Source organism: Alcaligenes sp. EGD-AK7 (genome assembly GCF_000465875.3).
Taxonomy (GTDB): Bacteria; Pseudomonadota; Gammaproteobacteria; order Burkholderiales; family Burkholderiaceae_B; genus Alcaligenes; species Alcaligenes phenolicus.
This window is the reverse complement of the sequence record NZ_AVOG02000001.1, coordinates 857,984-874,358: the sequence shown is the minus strand read 5'-3', so window position 1 is coordinate 874,358 and position 16,375 is coordinate 857,984. Positions and strand designations below refer to the sequence as shown.

The window sequence follows — 16,375 nt, the reverse complement described above, 5'->3', positions numbered from 1 at the left end:
TTTTTTACGTCTGCTGCTTTTGCAGCGCTTCACGGGAGACAGCCATGCCGACCGTATTACACAAGGGGAAGGACTTGGAACCGACAAGCACGGGGACATCGGCGGCTGGTCTGGCCGTCTGGAAAGCAATGGGAGGGATAGCAGGTATGGGGGCCATTGGCGCGGGCCTAGCCACGCTGGTGGTGATGTGTATTTTGCGGCCGCGCACGCAGTCTGAATGGATTGTGGGCGTGATCAGTACCGTGGTGGCCTCGATCTCGGGTGGTGCCGCTGTGATTCAGCAGTATGAGCTGCATCACTGGGCCAATAACCCGGTGGGTCTGGTGGCCATGCTTGGCTTGGCATTCGCATGTGGTTTGCCAGGGTGGGCCGTGGTGCGATGGGCGTTCAACTTTTTCGACAAGCGGCGCAAAGCCGATATTGCCGAGGTAATTGGCGAAATTCAAGATCTAGCAAGGGGAAGCAAGTGAACAAGCTGATCGAATTTATCACGGGCCTGCTGGCCCTTTTTTTCCGTTCGCAGAAAGTGGAACCCTCGCCGGCACCGGTTGAGCCAAAGCCGGTCGGTATCTCCGCCGACGGCCTGGCCATCCTGCGGTATTTCGAGAGCTGCCGGCTGGAGGCCTACTGGGATTCTGACGGCAAAGTGTGGACAATCGGCTGGGGCGATACCGGCCCCGATGTAGTGAAAGGCCTGCGCATCACCCAGGCCGAAGCCGACGAGCGGCTGCAGCGCCGGCTGACGCGTGAGTTCGTGCCTGGTGTCTTAGCTGCGCTAACTCGTCCGGCGACCCAGGCCCAGCTCGATGCCATGGTGGATCTGACCTACAACATAGGCGTATCCGCATTTCAAGGTTCCATGCTGGTCCGCTTGTTCAATGCCGGCGACCAGGCCGGTGCTGCTGAGCAATTCCCGCGCTGGAACAAATCAGGCGGCAAGGTGCTGCTGGGCCTGCGTCGCCGTCGTGCTGCAGACCGCGCTCGTTTCTTGGGCGCATCTGGAGCTGAAGCCATCAAGATAGGAGCGGCCATTGTTTAAGGCGCTATGGGAAAAGGTGGCAGGCTGGCTAGGCCTGCTGGGTGGCTTGGTCCTGGCCGCGCTGGCGCTGCTCCGCGTGGGGCGGCGTCAGGGCAGGGCCCAGGCAGAACAGAAACAAACAAAGGCGGATCTGTCCGCTGTGGAGGTAGGACGTGATGCAGCGGAAACGATTGAGCGTCTGGATGATGATGCTGTGCGTGATCGCGCTCGTAAGCGGATGCGCAGCACCGAAGGGCGGTAGCTACTGCGCCGCTGCTCAACGTCCGTTTCAGTGGCGCTCTGATGCGGAGATCAACACCACACCTATCAGAGTGCTACGTTATGTGGAAACGGACGCCGAAATCTGGGCCCGGCTGTGTCAAAGATAAAGCTGACCTTGAGTCACCTTCATCGATGCTAAGGTTTCAGAAGCCTAGAGTGCAGGTTTAATGTAGTCATTCGGACCGCTCTTTTGACTAATAATTTAAGCCATCGAGAAAAAATGCAAGTAGTTCGCTCGATACAAAGACGCCATGCGAACCTCGTTAGCCGTTGTCAATGGAAGTAATCATCCGCAAGCACGTCGAGGTCAGCACTGAGCTCGATTTTCGCCTCGTGAATAAAGGCGTCGACCTCTGCCTCGGGCAGGATAACCCTCACTAGGTGTGAACTCGAAACCTCGACTTCTGCATTGGGGTGCTCCTTTTTGACCCTGGGCTCAGCCAAAAGCTTCGTGGTCCTTTTGTCTAAGGGTGTAAACTTCTCCAAGTCACGCAACGTCTTACACATGTCGTCAAGCTCACGTCTCAGCAAATGCATCATTGTGTCCATTGTTTGGGCGCGGTAATCAGCTACCAGAGAATCGAAGTTTGGCAAGTTTCTGTGTCCCTTTTCTTCTAACAATTTTTTGGCTTCGTCACATTGTTGCATGGCTACCAGCGCGGCGAAGATGCACCCCTTAATCGATGAGTACATCTGCGTGACCGGCATGTTGTAGTCGACTGTGCCGATTCCATCCTTAGGTTCAAGCTGAGCGCTTGAGACCTTGTGATAAAAAGTACCAGCGCCGTAACAGTGCTCTGCCCAAGGGAAATTCTGCTGAACAGCCCTTAGTACCTGTGGGTATACCGTACTCCAAACACCACTAGCTCCAGGGCCACGATCTTCGGTAAACATTCGCTTTACATGAATCAGGCTACAGCGGTCCGCTTGGATGAGGCCTTCTATCACTTGTCTGTATTCAGGCTCAATCTTATTGCCGCTTTCATCGGCAATCAGTATGAAGTAGCATTCTTCAAGGCCCACTTTTTTGAAGGCCGTAATGATTTCGCAGATGGCCCGACCAGAGATCACGGTGTCCACGAAAATGAACTTCTTCGTTGGCAGGACCCGACCTAGGGTTCCATTCCATGATCGCTTGGCAAGCTTTTCAACAAGAACCTTGTAAAGCACTAAGTATTTATCTCGGCCATCTCTTTTGATTATCGCAGCAAGAACGCGGCTCCAGTATTCCCTGATTGCACCGCTCGTCTGAAACTCCTCGTTAGGATCTGCCGAAAATGGCAAGACTAACTTACTCGTGAACGGAGAGTAGATGAAGTCAACCTTCCATCGATATCGCTCCTCAGGCGTCTGCAACGCGTTCGATTCAAGCATGTAAGCGCGCGTAGCGGCTTGGACAAACGGCACTGCCCCCCGACTAGGTATAACGAGGTTTGTATAGCCTTCTTTATTCAATACACGAATGTACTCTGACAGGCATCTTGAAGCTGTCGCATAGTCAATCAAGTTTTCAACCGTGAATTCGTGCTGCCAGACTGCAGGCGTCGAATCATCAAAAGGCAGCTCCATAGTTATCTCCCTAATGTTTTTAGCCGCGCACATTAAATAGAGGGCTTAGCGTGTGAAGCTGCATATACCGAGGCCCAGGGGCGGTAAGTACTGCGCTGTTGCCTAAGGCTGTACGAGCGGTGGTGTGACCTTTAGATTAATATCGCCTTGATTACTCTATTGCACTACCTTGGAGAAGGAGTAGGGAGCATCAATTATCATGTTTTATATATTTTATTACATGATTTGTTATGCTGTCATTTTAGCAATTAGTTAACAAGGATAGTCGCTGTGCATAAGTATTTATATGAGGTGTCCCTCTCTCAGGGGCGAAGCAATCCAAAACATAGTGTTTTTTTTAATAACGTTACGGCTCTGAACGGCCAGTCCGTGGGCTACGGCGGTATAAATGGGCATTGCGTTATTAGCCATCACATGGACAGAGAAACTGTCGAACTTCTTTGCGGGCAAAATTTAGGAACAAGCGTGGCTGATTTATCAGTCATTGAGATTACCAAGGAAACCCTTCAGGATCCTAATAGCCTACATGGTTCATTTATTGGTCTCATAGAGGATTACTTCTTACCAAACGGTAGTTATCCTAATATCGAGTAGCATTTTGGATTAGGTGATTTAGGTCTAGAGCTTGGTACTTCACATTACTCATTTGCCGAGTAACCGGATGCCACTTAAAAGCAGTTTCAGGCCGCGCTGTGCTTAGCAATTCCAGTGCCGCCTCGATATCGGTCTCCGGGGGCGCCCACTCGCGAGCATCGTCTGGCGTGAAAACTACTGGTCTGCGGTTGTGAATATCTACCATCCCGCCAACTGATGCATCGGTCACGATAGCAAATCCGTGTTTAACATCATTGCCTTTGCCTGGCTGCCAGGCCGTGATCGCGGCCATAAAGAGTGGGGCGCCATCTTTACCATGGATAAACCAAGGCTGCTTATCGCCAGTCTCCCCTGTCCATTCGAACCACCCATCAGCCGGCACAAGCACACGTTTGCCGAGTAGGCCGCGCCACATTGGCGATTTCTTCAAGATGGTGTCCAGCCTTGCATTGATCACCGGCGAGCGTTTGTACCACTCGGGTTTGTAGCCCCAGAACAGCCTATCTATCTGGTCACTGCCATCACCGAGCTGGTGGAGGACGATGGGGTGTGTACCAGGCGGCACGTTGTATTTCAGGCCGCCTGCCAGCTTGCCCAGGTCGTGGGGATTCCAGTTCATTGACTCTATATAGTCGACCGGTTCGCGGGCCTGTCTAATTCGTCCACACATGCATTTCTCCATCAAGGTTTGGTTGCTGGATCTTGCTTGTAGCGCTTTAGGTAGTATGCCATGTCGCCGTCCCGACCCTGGGTGCGGTGAGGGAAGTTGAGCCGGTCTCGATGTTCAGATGCACGCATGTACCCCTGAACGGCATTCTCCATTTTGAGTGCTTCAAAGAGTGGGTTGAGGCGGTGCATGTTCTCACCCAGGCTGCTCAAAGGCATGGTGCCCAGTATGGAGTAGGTCAGCACGGCCAGTTCGCGTAGGCGTTTTACCTCGCGCAACAGGTTCATCACGTCCTGATTGCGCCGGTTGCCTTCTTGTATGGCTTTCAGTTCGCGGTAGGTAAGCATGGTAAATTGCTGTATAAAAAAACAGCAATTTAGCACTTAACTGGTTGTCAGGTGTTACAGGCTGTGGACGCAAAAAAGCCCGCTCTATGGCGGGCTCCGTCTCGTGTCGGGTGTGTTAATCAAGAAGTTCGGCTAGAGATTGTGCGTGTGGGTTGTAGTACACCATAGCCATTTTCGGGTCGGCCCATCCGAAAATCTTGCACAAATCCAGGACTTCTACTTTCTTGGAGATCATGGTTGCTGCCGTATGTCTGGTGTCATGCCAGGTAAAGCCCTCCAGATCAGCGCGTTGGCGATACTTGCGAAATAGTGCGTCGAGAGAGGCGGCTTTCACACCAAACACTAGCGCGTCGTCCCAGCCGCGCATTCTTTCAAGCAGGGCACAAGCTTTTAATGAAAGAGGAACGTCTCGCGGGCGGCCTGTCTTTGTTGTGGGCAGGTGGCAATGCCTCTCGTACACTTGCGTCCACCGCATGCCAGTTAGCTCCCCGGCACGCATACCTGTACGTAGGGCCGTCATCATACAGATGGCTACCGCCTGTCCTGTGGAGGTAACGCGCCCGTGCTTTTTATAGCCCATTTCCCTGAGCATTCTTTTGATCTCCCACCACTGTAAAACACGCTCTCGATGTTTTGAGTTCACAGGCTTACGGATCATTCTGCATGGATTTGAATCAACCCACCCCCATTCCAGCATTGCCATCTGAAACACAGAGGACAGGAGGGAGATCTCACGCCGGACTGATGCGCTAGAGATGCTTAGGCTTCTGCTGTCCCGAAAGTCTGCTATGTTTTGAGCGGTGATTTCAATTAGTGGGGCGTCGAGGGGTAGCTTGTAGCCCTCGAAGGCGGAAAGCCTTACCTGCTCCCAACGTTCCCCTCGCTTTGTTGGGGAGACTTCATCTGCATAGCGACGAATAGCTTTCCGCAACGTGTAACCTAAGCGCGGATCGCTTTCAGAAGCCTCGCGTAACGTGCGCTCCCTTTCAGCTGCCCACTCGACAGCATCACGCCTTGTCTTAAAGACTTTGCTTTCACGAACTGGGGTAGGGCGATTTGGCAGACGCATAAATATCTGCACACGATAACCGTTGTCGGTCTTTTTTATACTGGCCATGTGGGAGCAATCCTGCGAGCAAGATGGGAGCAAATTGCTGGAAAAATTGATTTTAAGGGATCAATTGATTTCAGATCATACCCGCAAGCCGTTGATTTTACTGTCTTTTGAATTATTGATATCAACGGTTTTCATGCTTTGGTGCGAACGGAGAGACTCGAACTCTCACACCTCTCGGCGCCAGAACCTAAATCTGGTGCGTCTACCAATTCCGCCACGTTCGCAACACGAAAGAAGTAGATTCTAGCTTGGATTTTCATCCTCGGCAAGTGCTTGCTCCGTATGAAAAACAAATAGATTAGGGGCCATCTTGTACTGGCCCCCAGGTGCTTTTGTACTGCTTTGTTTTACTTGCGTTTTGGGTTCGTGGCGATCAGGCCGCGTGCTTGCCAGTCGGCTTGTTGTTCGGCGCTGATCCCCAGATTATCCAGGATTTCCTGGGTGTCCTGACCCAGGTGCGGAGCAGGGCGGTAGATGGCGCCAGGGGTGTGGCTCAGCTTGGGAACGATGCCCGGTACTTTAAGTGGTGTGCCGTCTGGCAGACTGCTGTCCAGCAGCATGTCACGGGCCTGATAGTGGGGGTCCACCGCGATATCGGCAATGTCATAAACCCGCCCTGCGGGAACGCCAGCCTGGTCCAGAATTTCCAGTACCTTGTCCAGTTCCAGAGCGCTGGCCCAGTGGCCAATGGCGGCATCGATCACGCCTGCATTTCGGGCGCGACCATCATTGTGCGCGTAGTCGGGATTGTCAGCCATATCAGCGCGCCCAATGGCGTTCATCAAGCGCTTGAAAATGCTGTCGCCATTGCCGGCGATCAAGGCGTACTTGCCATCCTTGCAGACGTAGGCATTGCTGGGCGTAATGCCGGGCAGGCTGCTGCCGGCAGGCTCCCGAATGGCGCCGAAGGCGGAGTATTCGGGCAGCAGACTTTCCATCATGTTGAACACGGATTCATACAGGGCCACGTCAATATATTGACCTTCGCCCTTGTTCTGTTCACGCTGGCGCAGGGCCATCATGATGCCGATGACACCATGCAAGGCTGCCAGAGAGTCTCCAATGGACACGCCAACCCGTACCGGCGGCCGTCCGGCCTCACCGCTAAGGTGGCGCAAGCCGCCCATGGCCTCGCCAATCACGCCGAAACCGGGCTTGTCCTTGTAAGGGCCGGTCTGGCCGTAGCCCGATACACGCAACATGATCAGACCGGGGTTGATGGCTTTCAGGTCTTCCCAGCCTAGCCCCCATTCTTCCAGGGCGCCGGGGCGGAAGTTCTCGATCAGAATGTCACATTCTTTTACCAGTGTGCGCACCACGTCCTGACACTCCGCCTGTCGCAGGTCCAGGGCCAGAGACTTCTTGTTACGGGATTGCACCTCCCACCAGACCGAGTTACCGTCATGCAGCAAACGCCATTTACGCAAGGGGTCACCGCCTTTGGGGGATTCGATCTTGATGACGTCCGCGCCAAATTCGCCCAGGATCTTGGCGGCAAAGGGGCCGGCAATCAATTGGCCCAGTTCCAGGACCCGGATGCCGCCTAAAGGGGAGTTCATGTGCATATCAGTCTTGCGTAGGGAAGGTAAAGTAAGGGATCATAGTCCGGCACGGCTGTATTGTCTTGACAGGAAATTATGATTCAAAATACGTTTGTTTGGATTTACCGTGCCAGTTTCCGGTAAAATGCCGGATTACTCTTATCAATTACTCAATTTAATATAGGTCTTCAATGCAGCCCGAGGTTGAAATTCTGTCCGGCTTGGAGCGCCGAGTCGATGTGGTCGTTTCGGTGGCCGACGTAGAAAAACAAGTCCAGGCCCAGCTCAAGCGTGTGGCTCGTACGGCCAAGGTACAGGGCTTCCGTCCCGGTAAAGCGCCTTTGTCCGTTGTCGAGCGCAGCCACGGCCCTGGTATCCGTTACGACGCCATCAACGAAGAAATCGGCAAAGCCCTGGACAAAGTGATCCAGGACTCCAAATTGCGCGTAGCCGGCACTCCTAATCTGGAAGCCAAAGAAGGCGAGCCTGCTGAAGGCACCATGGCCTTTACCGCAACTTTCGAAGTTTACCCAGAAGTGGCTCTGCCTGATCTGTCCAAACTGGAAATCAAGCGTGCCAACACGCCTGTGACCGACGAAGACATCCAGCGTACCGTAGACGTGCTGCGCAAGCAACGCGCCAACTACGAATCCAGCGCTGATCGCCAAGCTCAGGAAGATGACCGCATCACTCTGGACTTTGTGGGCACCATTGACGGCGTCGCCTTTGAAGGCGGTAGCGCTGAAGGTTTCCAGTACCTGCAAGGTCGTGGCCGCATGCTGCCCGAGTTCGAGACTGCCGTTGCCGGCATGAAAGCAGGCGAAACCAAAACCTTCCCTCTGGAATTCCCTGCCGACTACACCGGCAAGGAAGTGGCTGGCAAAACTGCCGAATTCAAGATCACCGTGACAGACGTGGCCCAGCCTGTTCTGCCCGAGCTGGATGCTGAGTTTGCCAAGTCCCTGGGTCAGGCTGAAGGTGATGTGGACGCTTTGCTGGCCGACATCCGTGCCAACATCGAACGCGAAATCAAGGCTCGTGTGCACGCTCGCAACAAATCCGCTGTGATGGACGCCTTGCTGTCTGCCAGCGAATTTGACGTGCCTAACGCTCTGGTGGACAACGACGTGGAAGGTCGCATCGCTTCAGCTCGCGCTGAGCTGAAAGAGCGCGGCGTGCCTGATGCAGACAAGATGCCTATCCCTGCCGAGGCCTTCAAGGAAGAGTCCACTCGCCGCGTGCGTCTGGGTCTGCTGGTCTCCGAACTGGTCAAGGCTGCTGAACTGCAAGCCAAGCCCGAGCAGGTTCGTGCTCGCATCGAAGAATTTGCCCAGAACTACGAACAGCCCGCCCAAGTGGTGGCCTACTACTTGTCCGATCGCCAGCGTCGCGCCGAGATTGAGGCAGTGGTACTCGAAGATAACGTCGTCGAGCACGTACTGTCCCAGGCCAAGGTGTCCGACGAGGAGGTGGCGTTCGACCAAATCATGGGAACCAACTAATGTCGTCAACCTTTGTCGACTTCTACGCCTCAATGCATGGGGGGCAATCCGTTGCCCCTACGGGTTTGGGCTACGTGCCTATCGTGATCGAGCAGTCCGGTCGTGGAGAGCGGTCTTACGACATCTACTCCCGCCTGCTGCGCGAGCGCATCATCTTTCTGGTGGGCCCGGTTCATGACAACTCGGCCAACCTGATTGTGGCCCAGCTGCTGTTTCTGGAGTCGGAAAATCCTGAAAAGGATATTTCGCTCTACATCAACTCGCCCGGTGGTTCGGTCTATGCAGGCCTGGCCATCTACGACACGATGCAGTTCGTCAAGCCGGAAGTCTCGACATTGTGTACCGGCATGGCTGCCAGCATGGGCGCTTTCTTGCTGTCTTCGGGCGTCAAGGGCAAGCGTCTTGCCTTGCCTAACTCGCGCATCATGATCCATCAGCCTTCGGGTGGTGCGCGAGGCCAGGCTTCCGATATCCAGATTCAGGCCAAGGAAATCCTGAGCCTGCGTGAACGCTTGAACAAGATCCTGGCCGAAAACTGCGGCCAGCCTGTCGAGCGTATCGAGCTGGATACCGAGCGTGACAACTTCATGGCAGCTGAAGACGCTGTGGCCTATGGCCTGATCGACAAGGTGATGAACACTCGTGACGAGTAATCATCTGTCCCTACAGGGATCGATCTGACGCAGTACTATGGCTGTTCGGGGGCGGGACTTGTTCCCGTCCTTTTACCATCCTGAAGTGAAATTTAAATTTATGTCCGAAAAGAAATCGGCCGACGAGAAAGTTCTGCATTGCTCGTTTTGCAATAAAAGCCAGCATGAGGTCAAGAAACTGATCGCTGGACCTTCGTCCGTGTTTATCTGCGACGAATGTATTGATCTGTGTACCGATATCATTCGTGACGAAGCTGCGGGCGCCACTCCTGATGGTGAACGTAAAGAATTGCCCACCCCCCAGGAAATCAAAGAGTTTCTGGATGGGTATGTCATTGGCCAGGAAATGCCCAAGCGCACCTTGGCCGTAGCGGTGTACAACCACTACAAGCGAATTCGTAGCGGCAAGGCAGGCCGTGACGATGTGGAACTGTCCAAAAGTAATATTTTGCTGATCGGGCCTACGGGTTCGGGCAAAACGCTGCTGGCCCAAACATTGGCCCGCATGCTGGATGTGCCTTTTGTGATGGCAGACGCCACCACACTGACCGAAGCCGGTTACGTGGGTGAGGACGTCGAGAACATCGTTCAAAAACTGCTGCAAAACTGCGATTACGATGTGGAAAAAGCGCAGCGCGCCATTATCTACATCGATGAAATCGATAAAATTTCCCGCAAGTCGGATAACCCTTCGATCACCCGCGACGTGTCGGGCGAGGGCGTGCAACAGGCGCTGCTCAAGCTGATCGAAGGTACAGTCGCTTCGGTTCCTCCGCAAGGTGGTCGCAAGCACCCGAACCAGGACTTTGTGCAGGTGGATACCACCAGCATTCTGTTCATCGTGGGCGGTGCTTTTGATGGCCTTGAAAAGGTGATTCGCGACCGTACAGAAAAATCCGGTATCGGTTTTTCTGCTTCTGTGAAAGCCAAGTCCGAACGAGGCGTAGGCGAGCTATTCTCTGAGGCCGAGCCCGAGGATCTGATCAAGTTTGGTCTGATTCCCGAGCTGGTGGGGCGTTTGCCTGTGGTCGCCACTCTGGAAGAGCTGCACGAAGACGCACTGATCCGCATTTTGACCGAGCCGCGCAATGCCTTGGTCAAGCAGTTCCAGAAGCTGCTGAGCATGGAAGGCGTAGAGCTGGAAGTTCAGCCCGAAGCCCTGCGTGCGGTGGCCCAGCGTGCCATCAAGCGTCGTACCGGCGCTCGCGGCCTGCGCAGTATTGTCGAGCAAGCGCTGCTGGACACCATGTACGAACTGCCTTCGCGTAAAGACGTCAGCAAAGTGGTGCTGACCGAGGACGCCATTGTCGGAAAGAGTAAACCCGAATTGATTTTGGGTCGTCCTTTGTCCGATAGTGAAGCCAGTGACACTGAGTCGCCCTTGAAAAACGCAGTAGCTTAGAGATATCTCCTCGTTTGTGCACTGTCTGGCTTTGGTCGGACAGGCGCAGGCGGGACAGGGCGACAGGCGAAGGTAAAGAGAAAGGAGTGGACCTATGAAGACCACTAGGCATAAGGGCTTGTCTCTCTTTAACTCTGTAAAGTTCTGTTCTAATGGTCGTTCGGCCTACTTGAAATATCAAAATTCGCCACAATCTGAGCTACAACAGGTTAAACCGTGAAAGGGAAGCCCAGGCTTCCCTTTTGCGTCTAAGGACATTTATAGGAAATGACTATGTCTGCGAGCCAGATTCTTTCTACGGAACCTATTGAGCTGCCGCTGCTTCCCTTGCGCGATGTAGTGGTGTTCCCTCACATGGTGATTCCGCTTTTTGTTGGCCGGCCTCGCTCGATCAAAGCCCTTGAGCTGGCAATGGAGTCCGGCAACAACATTATGTTGGTGGCGCAAAAGTCCGCAGGCAAGGACGATCCCGCTCCCGAGGATCTCTACGAAATTGCGTGTGCGGCCAGTATTTTGCAAATGCTCAAGCTGCCCGACGGCACGGTAAAAGTGCTGGTGGAAGGCTTGCAGCGCGCTCGAATCACCCAGGTACAGGATGCCGAAACCCACTTCATGGCCTCGGTGGTCGAAGTGCCCGGCGACTCCGGTGATGCTGCTGAAACCGAAGCCCTGCGTCGTGCGGTGCTGGGTCAGTTCGAGCAGTATGTCAAACTGAATAAAAAAATTCCTCAGGAAATTCTGACTTCCCTGACCGGGATTGACGATGCTGGCCGTCTGGCCGATACCATCGCCGCTCATTTGCCTTTGAAGCTGGAACAAAAGCAGGGCATGCTGGAAACGCCCAAGGCTTTGGAGCGTCTGGAAAGCCTGCTGTCGCAACTGGAAGGCGAAATTGACATCTTGCAGGTCGAGAAGCGCATTCGCGGCCGTGTGAAAAAGCAGATGGAAAAGAGCCAGCGCGACTACTATCTGAACGAGCAGGTCAAGGCGATTCAGAAAGAGCTGGGCGAAGGCGAAGACGGCGCTGATGTTGAAGAGCTGGAAAAACGCATCGAGCAGGCTCAATTGAGCAAGGAAGCGCTCAAGAAAGCCGAATCGGAAATGAAGAAGCTCAAGCTGATGTCGCCGATGTCAGCCGAAGCAACCGTGGTGCGTAACTACATTGAAACGCTGGTTGGCCTGCCTTGGCGCAAAAAGAGCCGTATCAACAACTCCTTGAGCAATGCCGAGGAAGTGTTGGATGCGGATCACTTTGGTCTGGAAAAGGTCAAGGAACGTATTGTCGAGTACCTGGCGGTTCAGCAACGTGTCGACAAACTGAAGGCTCCAATCCTGTGTTTGGTTGGCCCTCCAGGCGTGGGTAAAACCTCGCTGGGACAGTCCATTGCCAAGGCAACGAACCGCAAGTTCATTCGTATGGCTTTGGGTGGTGTACGTGACGAGGCCGAGATTCGCGGTCACCGTCGTACCTACATCGGCTCCATGCCGGGCAAGGTGGTTCAGAACATGAGCAAGGTGGGTGTACGTAACCCGCTGTTCCTGCTGGACGAGATCGACAAGATGGGCGCGGATTTCCGTGGCGACCCATCCTCGGCACTGCTGGAAGTTCTGGACCCTGAACAAAACCACACCTTCCAGGATCACTACCTGGAAGTGGACTATGACTTGTCCGATGTGATGTTCGTGGCAACCAGCAACACCTTGAACATTCCACCGGCCCTGCTGGACCGTATGGAAGTGATTCGTCTGTCGGGTTACACCGAAGATGAGAAGGTGCGTATTGCTTTCGATTACCTCTTGCCCAAGCTGATGAAGAACAACGGCGTGCGCGATGGCGAGCTGGAAGTGACTGAAGATGCCGTGCGCGACATCGTGCGTTACTACACCCGTGAAGCGGGTGTCCGTTCCCTGGAACGTGAAATCAGCAAGATCTGCCGCAAGGTTGTTCGCAAGCTGTTGGTGGCCAATCCACAAGCCGGTACGCGTGCAGCTCGCAACAAGACACTGACCCAGGAAACCTTGGTCGTGAATGCGGCGAATCTGAACGATTACCTGGGCGTACGTCGTTTCTCCTTCGGCCTGGCCGAAAAAGAGAACAAGGTTGGCCTGGTGACGGGTCTGGCCTGGACCGAGGTGGGCGGTGAATTGCTGACCATCGAAGTCGCGGATATGCCCGGTAAAGGCAATGTGCTGCGCACCGGCTCGATTGGCGATGTGATGAAAGAATCGGTCGAAGCGGCTCGTACGGTTGTGCGTTCGCGTGCTCAGAAGTGGGGCATTGCCAATAGCGTGTTTGAAAAGCGTGACCTGCACGTGCACTTTCCTGAAGGCGCTACGCCCAAGGATGGTCCATCGGCCGGTATCGCCATTACGACCGCTATCGTGTCCAGCCTGACGGGTATTCCGGTCCGTGCTGATGTGGCCATGACGGGTGAAATCACCTTGCGCGGCGAAGTTCTGCCTATCGGCGGCTTGAAAGAGAAGCTGTTGGCAGCGCAACGCGGCGGCATTAAAACCGTGATGATCCCGGAAGAAAACATCAAGGACCTGGCCGATATTCCAGATAACGTGAAAAACACGCTGGAGATCATCCCGGTGCGTTGGATTGACCGTGTACTGGAAGTGGCCCTGCAAGACGCTGTAACGCCCCTGAGCGACGAAGAAGTAGCTCGCCTGGCCGCTGAGGCCTTGGCAGCCACGCGTGCTGCTGGGGCGGGGTCTGAGTCTTTCAAGCACTAAGCATCAGCAGTAGTAAGCAAGCAGTGAAACAGGCTACCTTGGGTTCAAGGTAGCCTGTTTACATTTTGGTCAGGCTGATCGTGGCTTCGAGGTTAGTCATATTGATAGCAGTGGGAGCCAGATTTTTGGGCAACGATATTGAGGGAGTTGAAAGTCGCTAGCTTGCGCGAGGGGTTTACGGCTGCTCAAACCTGTATATCGGCATGCACTTCGACCAATAAAAAACCCCATGTACCAAACGGTATATGGGGTTTTTCTCTTGTCAGGAGCACCAAGCCTGTAAAACTGCTCTGGTGACCAAGAAAGAGGAAGCTTAATGCAGCGGGCTGGTACGAATCAGACCCACAGCAATGCCTTCCAAAGACAGGGAGTCCGGGTCGGTGATGATGATGGGTTCAAAGTCCGGGTTCTCGGGCAGGAGGACCACTTGATTGCTGGAGCGCGACAGGCGCTTGACGGTGACATCGTCGCCAATACGTACCACCACAATCTGCCCATTACGCGCTTCACTGGCTTTCTTGACGGCCAGCAGGTCGCCGTCAAAAATGCCCGCGTCTTTCATGCTCAAGCCGCGTACGCGCAGCAGGTAATCAGGCGTTTGGGTGAATAGGGTAGGGGCGACGCCAATCTCGCGCTCGATATGCTCGGTGGCCAAAATAGGGCTACCGGCAGCCACGCGACCAATAATGGGCAGCAAGAGGGCGTCAGCCAGATTGGCCAATGCGTTGCTGCTGGGAGCAGCACTTTCGCGGGTATCCGTACCGAGCAGGCGTATGCCGCGCGAGGCGCCGGCAGTCAGCTCGATAGCGCCTTTGCGGGCCAGAGCTTTCAAATGATCTTCGGCCGCATTGGCGGATTTGAAACCCAGCACCTGAGCAATCTCTGCTCGAGTGGGAGGGAAACCCGTCCGTTCGATTTCAGAACGAATGATGTCCAGCACTTGTTGTTGGCGTGCAGTGAGCTTGGCGGTCATAGTATTGTCTGCTGAATATATATACAGTAAAGATTGTGCGTTACAGTTGGCGTTTTTGCAAGCGGTGAGGGCCCTAAAGGCTTACTTTTTGACCCTTCGGGCCGCTCAGGCAGACTGGGGCCAATCCTTGCGGTCCAGGGTGTACAGCACATGGGGGGCGAGTTTGTGGCCCGCCGCTACACCGGGGTGATCAAAGGTACCAGCTTGCTCTGTCATGCCCAGGCGTTGCATGACGGTCTGCGAAGGCAAGTTCAATTGAGCGGTGTACGCCACAATTTGATCCAGGCCCAGTTCGTCAAAACCAAAGTCCATGCAGGCTCGTGCCGCTTCGGTGGCATAGCCCTTGCCCCAGTACTCAGGCAGCAAACGCCAAAGAACTTCCACGCAAGGCTGAAAGTACAGATCGGCGGTCGGGCGGTTCAAGCCCACCATGCCAATGAAGGCCCCGTTTTCTTTCAGCTCGACTGCCCAGGGACCCCAGCCATGTTCGTCGATCAGGTTTTGGCTGCGCTGGGCGATGGCATCGCTTTGCTCACGGTCCAGGGTGGCCGGGTAAAAACGCAGCGCGTGGGGATCGCTGTTCAAGCGGAAAAAGGGCTCCAGGTCGGAAGCTTTCCAGGGGCGCAAGATCAGGCGTTCGGTGTTCAGGGAAATCGTGTCTGTCATGGTAGTGCTCCAAGGGCTGGAACGACAACGCCCTTCCGAAGAAGGGCGTTGGGGCTGTAGTGAGGGACAGCTTACTTCAGGACTTGAGCGATGGCCTTGGCCACGACGTCAATATTCTGGCTGTTCAATGCAGCAACGCAAATACGGCCGCTGCTGACAGCGTAAATGCCGTGTTCCTGGCGCAGGCGTTCGACTTGCTCGGCAGTCAGGCCGGAGTAGGAGAACATGCCGCGCTGTTGCAGCACGAAGTCAAAGTTTTGGGTAGCGCCGTGCTCTTTCAGCTTGGCAACCAGTTGGGCGCGCATTTCGCGGATGCGATCACGCATGCCGGCCAGTTCAGTCGCCCAAGTCTGGAACAGTTCAGGCGAGTTCAGTACCGTGGCCACAACTTTGCCACCGTGTGTGGGTGGGTTGGAGTAGTTGGTGCGAATCACACGCTTGACCTGGCTCAGTACGCGGGAGGTTTCGTCCTTGCTGGAAGTAACCAGGGTCAGGGCGCCAACGCGCTCGCCGTACAGCGAGAAGGACTTGGAGAACGAGGAGCTGATGAACATGGACAGGCCTAGCTTGGCAAACAGACGCACTACGCTGGCGTCTTCTTCCAGACCGGCGCCAAAGCCTTGGTAAGCGATGTCCAGGAAAGGAACCAGTTGACGTTCTTTGATCAGCTCGGCGATCTGGGCCCATTGTTCCATGCTGGGGTCCACGCCGGTCGGGTTGTGGCAGCAAGCGTGCAGGACCACGATGGACTGGGCCGGCATGGCGCGCAGCGAGGCGATCATGCCGTCAAAGTTCAGGCCATGCGTAGCGGCATCGTAGTAAGCGTAGGTGTTGACCTTGAAGCCGGCGCGCTCGAACAGGGCGCGGTGGTTTTCCCAGCTTGGATCGCTGATGTAAACCTCGGACTGGGGCAGCAGTTGCTGCAGGAAGTCAGCACCGATTTTCAGCGCACCGGTACCGCCCAGGGATTGCACGGTCAAGGCGCGGCCTTCGGCAATGATGGGGGAGTCGGCACCCAGCAACAGGGTTTGAGCACCCAGATTGTAGGTATTGATCCCTTCAATAGGCAGGTAGCTGCGCGCGGCGGCTTTGCTCATCATGGCTTCCTCAGCCTTTTGAACAGCCTGCAAAATCGGGATACGCCCTTGATCGTCGTAGTAAACACCGACCCCCAGATTAACTTTGCCGCTGCGTTCGTCGGCATTGTATTGTTCGTTCAAACCCAAAATAGGGTCGCGTGGAGCCAGTTCGACGGTTTCGAAGAGCGATGTCATGATGATATGGGGGCGTTAGTGCAGAAAGGTA

At 54.7% G+C, this 16,375-nt stretch carries 16 protein-coding genes and 1 tRNA gene; 8 read left to right on the top strand and 9 right to left on the bottom strand.

Going from position 1 to position 16,375, the window contains the following annotated elements:
• Positions 1-44 precede the first annotated feature (44 nt).
• The 3 genes from N879_RS04060 to N879_RS04050 are packed head-to-tail and all read left to right on the top strand — an operon-like array spanning position 45 to position 1,280.
• Positions 45-470, top strand: coding sequence for a hypothetical protein (locus N879_RS04060; protein WP_200914588.1), 426 nt, complete (start codon positions 45-47; stop codon positions 468-470).
• Positions 467-1,039, top strand: coding sequence for a lysozyme (locus N879_RS04055; protein WP_009459075.1), 573 nt, complete (start codon positions 467-469; stop codon positions 1,037-1,039). Before N879_RS04060 ends, N879_RS04055 begins: the two co-directional genes overlap by 4 nt.
• Entirely contained in the window at positions 1,032-1,280 is a 249-nt protein-coding gene (locus N879_RS04050; protein ID WP_009459077.1) for a hypothetical protein, read from the top strand. The genes N879_RS04055 and N879_RS04050 overlap by 8 nt, the downstream gene beginning before the upstream one ends.
• A gap of 293 nt (positions 1,281-1,573) precedes the next feature.
• Here N879_RS04050 and N879_RS04045 read toward each other — a convergent pair whose 3' ends face one another.
• Positions 1,574-2,869, bottom strand: a complete 1,296-nt coding sequence (locus N879_RS04045; RefSeq protein WP_009459078.1) for a hypothetical protein — start codon at positions 2,867-2,869, stop codon at positions 1,574-1,576.
• 270 nt (positions 2,870-3,139) lie between these two features.
• On the opposite strand from N879_RS04045, the gene N879_RS20305 reads away from it, so the two are divergent.
• Positions 3,140-3,463, top strand: a complete 324-nt coding sequence (locus N879_RS20305; RefSeq protein WP_128831648.1) for a hypothetical protein — start codon at positions 3,140-3,142, stop codon at positions 3,461-3,463.
• Here N879_RS20305 and N879_RS04040 read toward each other — a convergent pair.
• The 5 genes from N879_RS04040 to N879_RS04020 all read right to left on the bottom strand — a co-directional run bounded on the left by N879_RS04040 (position 3,450) and on the right by N879_RS04020 (position 7,153).
• Positions 3,450-4,133, bottom strand: coding sequence for an SOS response-associated peptidase (locus N879_RS04040; RefSeq protein ID WP_009459083.1), 684 nt, complete (start codon positions 4,131-4,133; stop codon positions 3,450-3,452). The two genes, N879_RS20305 and N879_RS04040, sit on opposite strands and share 14 nt — an antisense overlap.
• 11 nt (positions 4,134-4,144) lie before the next feature.
• The gene (locus N879_RS04035) at positions 4,145-4,477 is read right to left on the bottom strand and encodes a hypothetical protein (RefSeq protein ID WP_009459084.1); all 333 of its coding nucleotides are present in this window, start codon (positions 4,475-4,477) and stop codon (positions 4,145-4,147) included.
• A 115-nt stretch (positions 4,478-4,592) separates the two neighbouring features.
• Entirely contained in the window at positions 4,593-5,594 is a 1,002-nt protein-coding gene (locus N879_RS04030) for a tyrosine-type recombinase/integrase (RefSeq protein WP_021446713.1), read from the bottom strand.
• 139 nt (positions 5,595-5,733) lie between these two features.
• Positions 5,734-5,818, bottom strand: a tRNA-Leu gene (locus N879_RS04025).
• Positions 5,819-5,941: 123 nt separating this feature from the next.
• On the bottom strand, positions 5,942-7,153 hold the full coding sequence (locus N879_RS04020) for a CaiB/BaiF CoA transferase family protein (protein ID WP_021446712.1): 1,212 nt from the start codon (positions 7,151-7,153) through the stop codon (positions 5,942-5,944).
• A gap of 173 nt (positions 7,154-7,326) precedes the next feature.
• Between N879_RS04020 and tig the strand changes: the two genes are divergently transcribed.
• From tig to lon, 4 genes are all read left to right on the top strand, one after another.
• Entirely contained in the window at positions 7,327-8,637 is a 1,311-nt protein-coding gene (gene tig, locus N879_RS04015; protein WP_009459092.1) for a trigger factor, read from the top strand.
• On the top strand, positions 8,637-9,290 hold the full coding sequence (gene clpP, locus N879_RS04010) for an ATP-dependent Clp endopeptidase proteolytic subunit ClpP (protein ID WP_021446711.1): 654 nt from the start codon (positions 8,637-8,639) through the stop codon (positions 9,288-9,290). The genes tig and clpP overlap by 1 nt, the downstream gene beginning before the upstream one ends.
• 100 nt (positions 9,291-9,390) lie before the next feature.
• Complete coding sequence (gene clpX, locus N879_RS04005) at positions 9,391-10,692, top strand: ATP-dependent Clp protease ATP-binding subunit ClpX (RefSeq protein WP_009459099.1); 1,302 nt, start codon at positions 9,391-9,393, stop codon at positions 10,690-10,692.
• A 273-nt stretch (positions 10,693-10,965) separates the two neighbouring features.
• A complete protein-coding gene (gene lon / locus N879_RS04000) occupies positions 10,966-13,431 on the top strand; it encodes an endopeptidase La (protein ID WP_009459101.1) in 2,466 nt (821 codons plus the stop codon).
• A 313-nt stretch (positions 13,432-13,744) separates the two neighbouring features.
• Here lon and lexA read toward each other — a convergent pair whose 3' ends face one another.
• The 3 genes from lexA to N879_RS03985 form a co-directional block, all read right to left on the bottom strand.
• Positions 13,745-14,404, bottom strand: a complete 660-nt coding sequence (gene lexA / locus N879_RS03995) for a transcriptional repressor LexA (RefSeq protein WP_009459104.1) — start codon at positions 14,402-14,404, stop codon at positions 13,745-13,747.
• A 105-nt stretch (positions 14,405-14,509) separates the two neighbouring features.
• The gene (locus N879_RS03990; protein WP_009459105.1) at positions 14,510-15,070 is read right to left on the bottom strand and encodes a GNAT family N-acetyltransferase; all 561 of its coding nucleotides are present in this window, start codon (positions 15,068-15,070) and stop codon (positions 14,510-14,512) included.
• Positions 15,071-15,141: 71 nt separating this feature from the next.
• Entirely contained in the window at positions 15,142-16,344 is a 1,203-nt protein-coding gene (locus N879_RS03985) for an amino acid aminotransferase (protein ID WP_009459106.1), read from the bottom strand.
• Positions 16,345-16,375 lie beyond the last annotated feature (31 nt).

Coding starts and splice junctions, on each gene's coding strand:
- N879_RS04060 (WP_200914588.1), top strand. CDS start 45: ATGCCGACCGTATTACACAAGGGGAAGGACTTGGAACCGACAAGCACG.
- N879_RS04020 (WP_021446712.1), bottom strand. CDS start 7,153: ATGAACTCCCCTTTAGGCGGCATCCGGGTCCTGGAACTGGGCCAATTG.
- clpP (WP_021446711.1), top strand. CDS start 8,637: ATGTCGTCAACCTTTGTCGACTTCTACGCCTCAATGCATGGGGGGCAA.
- N879_RS04035 (WP_009459084.1), bottom strand. CDS start 4,477: ATGCTTACCTACCGCGAACTGAAAGCCATACAAGAAGGCAACCGGCGC.
- N879_RS04045 (WP_009459078.1), bottom strand. CDS start 2,869: ATGGAGCTGCCTTTTGATGATTCGACGCCTGCAGTCTGGCAGCACGAA.
- N879_RS03985 (WP_009459106.1), bottom strand. CDS start 16,344: ATGACATCGCTCTTCGAAACCGTCGAACTGGCTCCACGCGACCCTATT.
- N879_RS03990 (WP_009459105.1), bottom strand. CDS start 15,070: ATGACAGACACGATTTCCCTGAACACCGAACGCCTGATCTTGCGCCCC.
- lexA (WP_009459104.1), bottom strand. CDS start 14,404: ATGACCGCCAAGCTCACTGCACGCCAACAACAAGTGCTGGACATCATT.
- clpX (WP_009459099.1), top strand. CDS start 9,391: ATGTCCGAAAAGAAATCGGCCGACGAGAAAGTTCTGCATTGCTCGTTT.
- N879_RS04030 (WP_021446713.1), bottom strand. CDS start 5,594: ATGGCCAGTATAAAAAAGACCGACAACGGTTATCGTGTGCAGATATTT.
- N879_RS04040 (WP_009459083.1), bottom strand. CDS start 4,133: ATGTGTGGACGAATTAGACAGGCCCGCGAACCGGTCGACTATATAGAG.
- lon (WP_009459101.1), top strand. CDS start 10,966: ATGTCTGCGAGCCAGATTCTTTCTACGGAACCTATTGAGCTGCCGCTG.
- tig (WP_009459092.1), top strand. CDS start 7,327: ATGCAGCCCGAGGTTGAAATTCTGTCCGGCTTGGAGCGCCGAGTCGAT.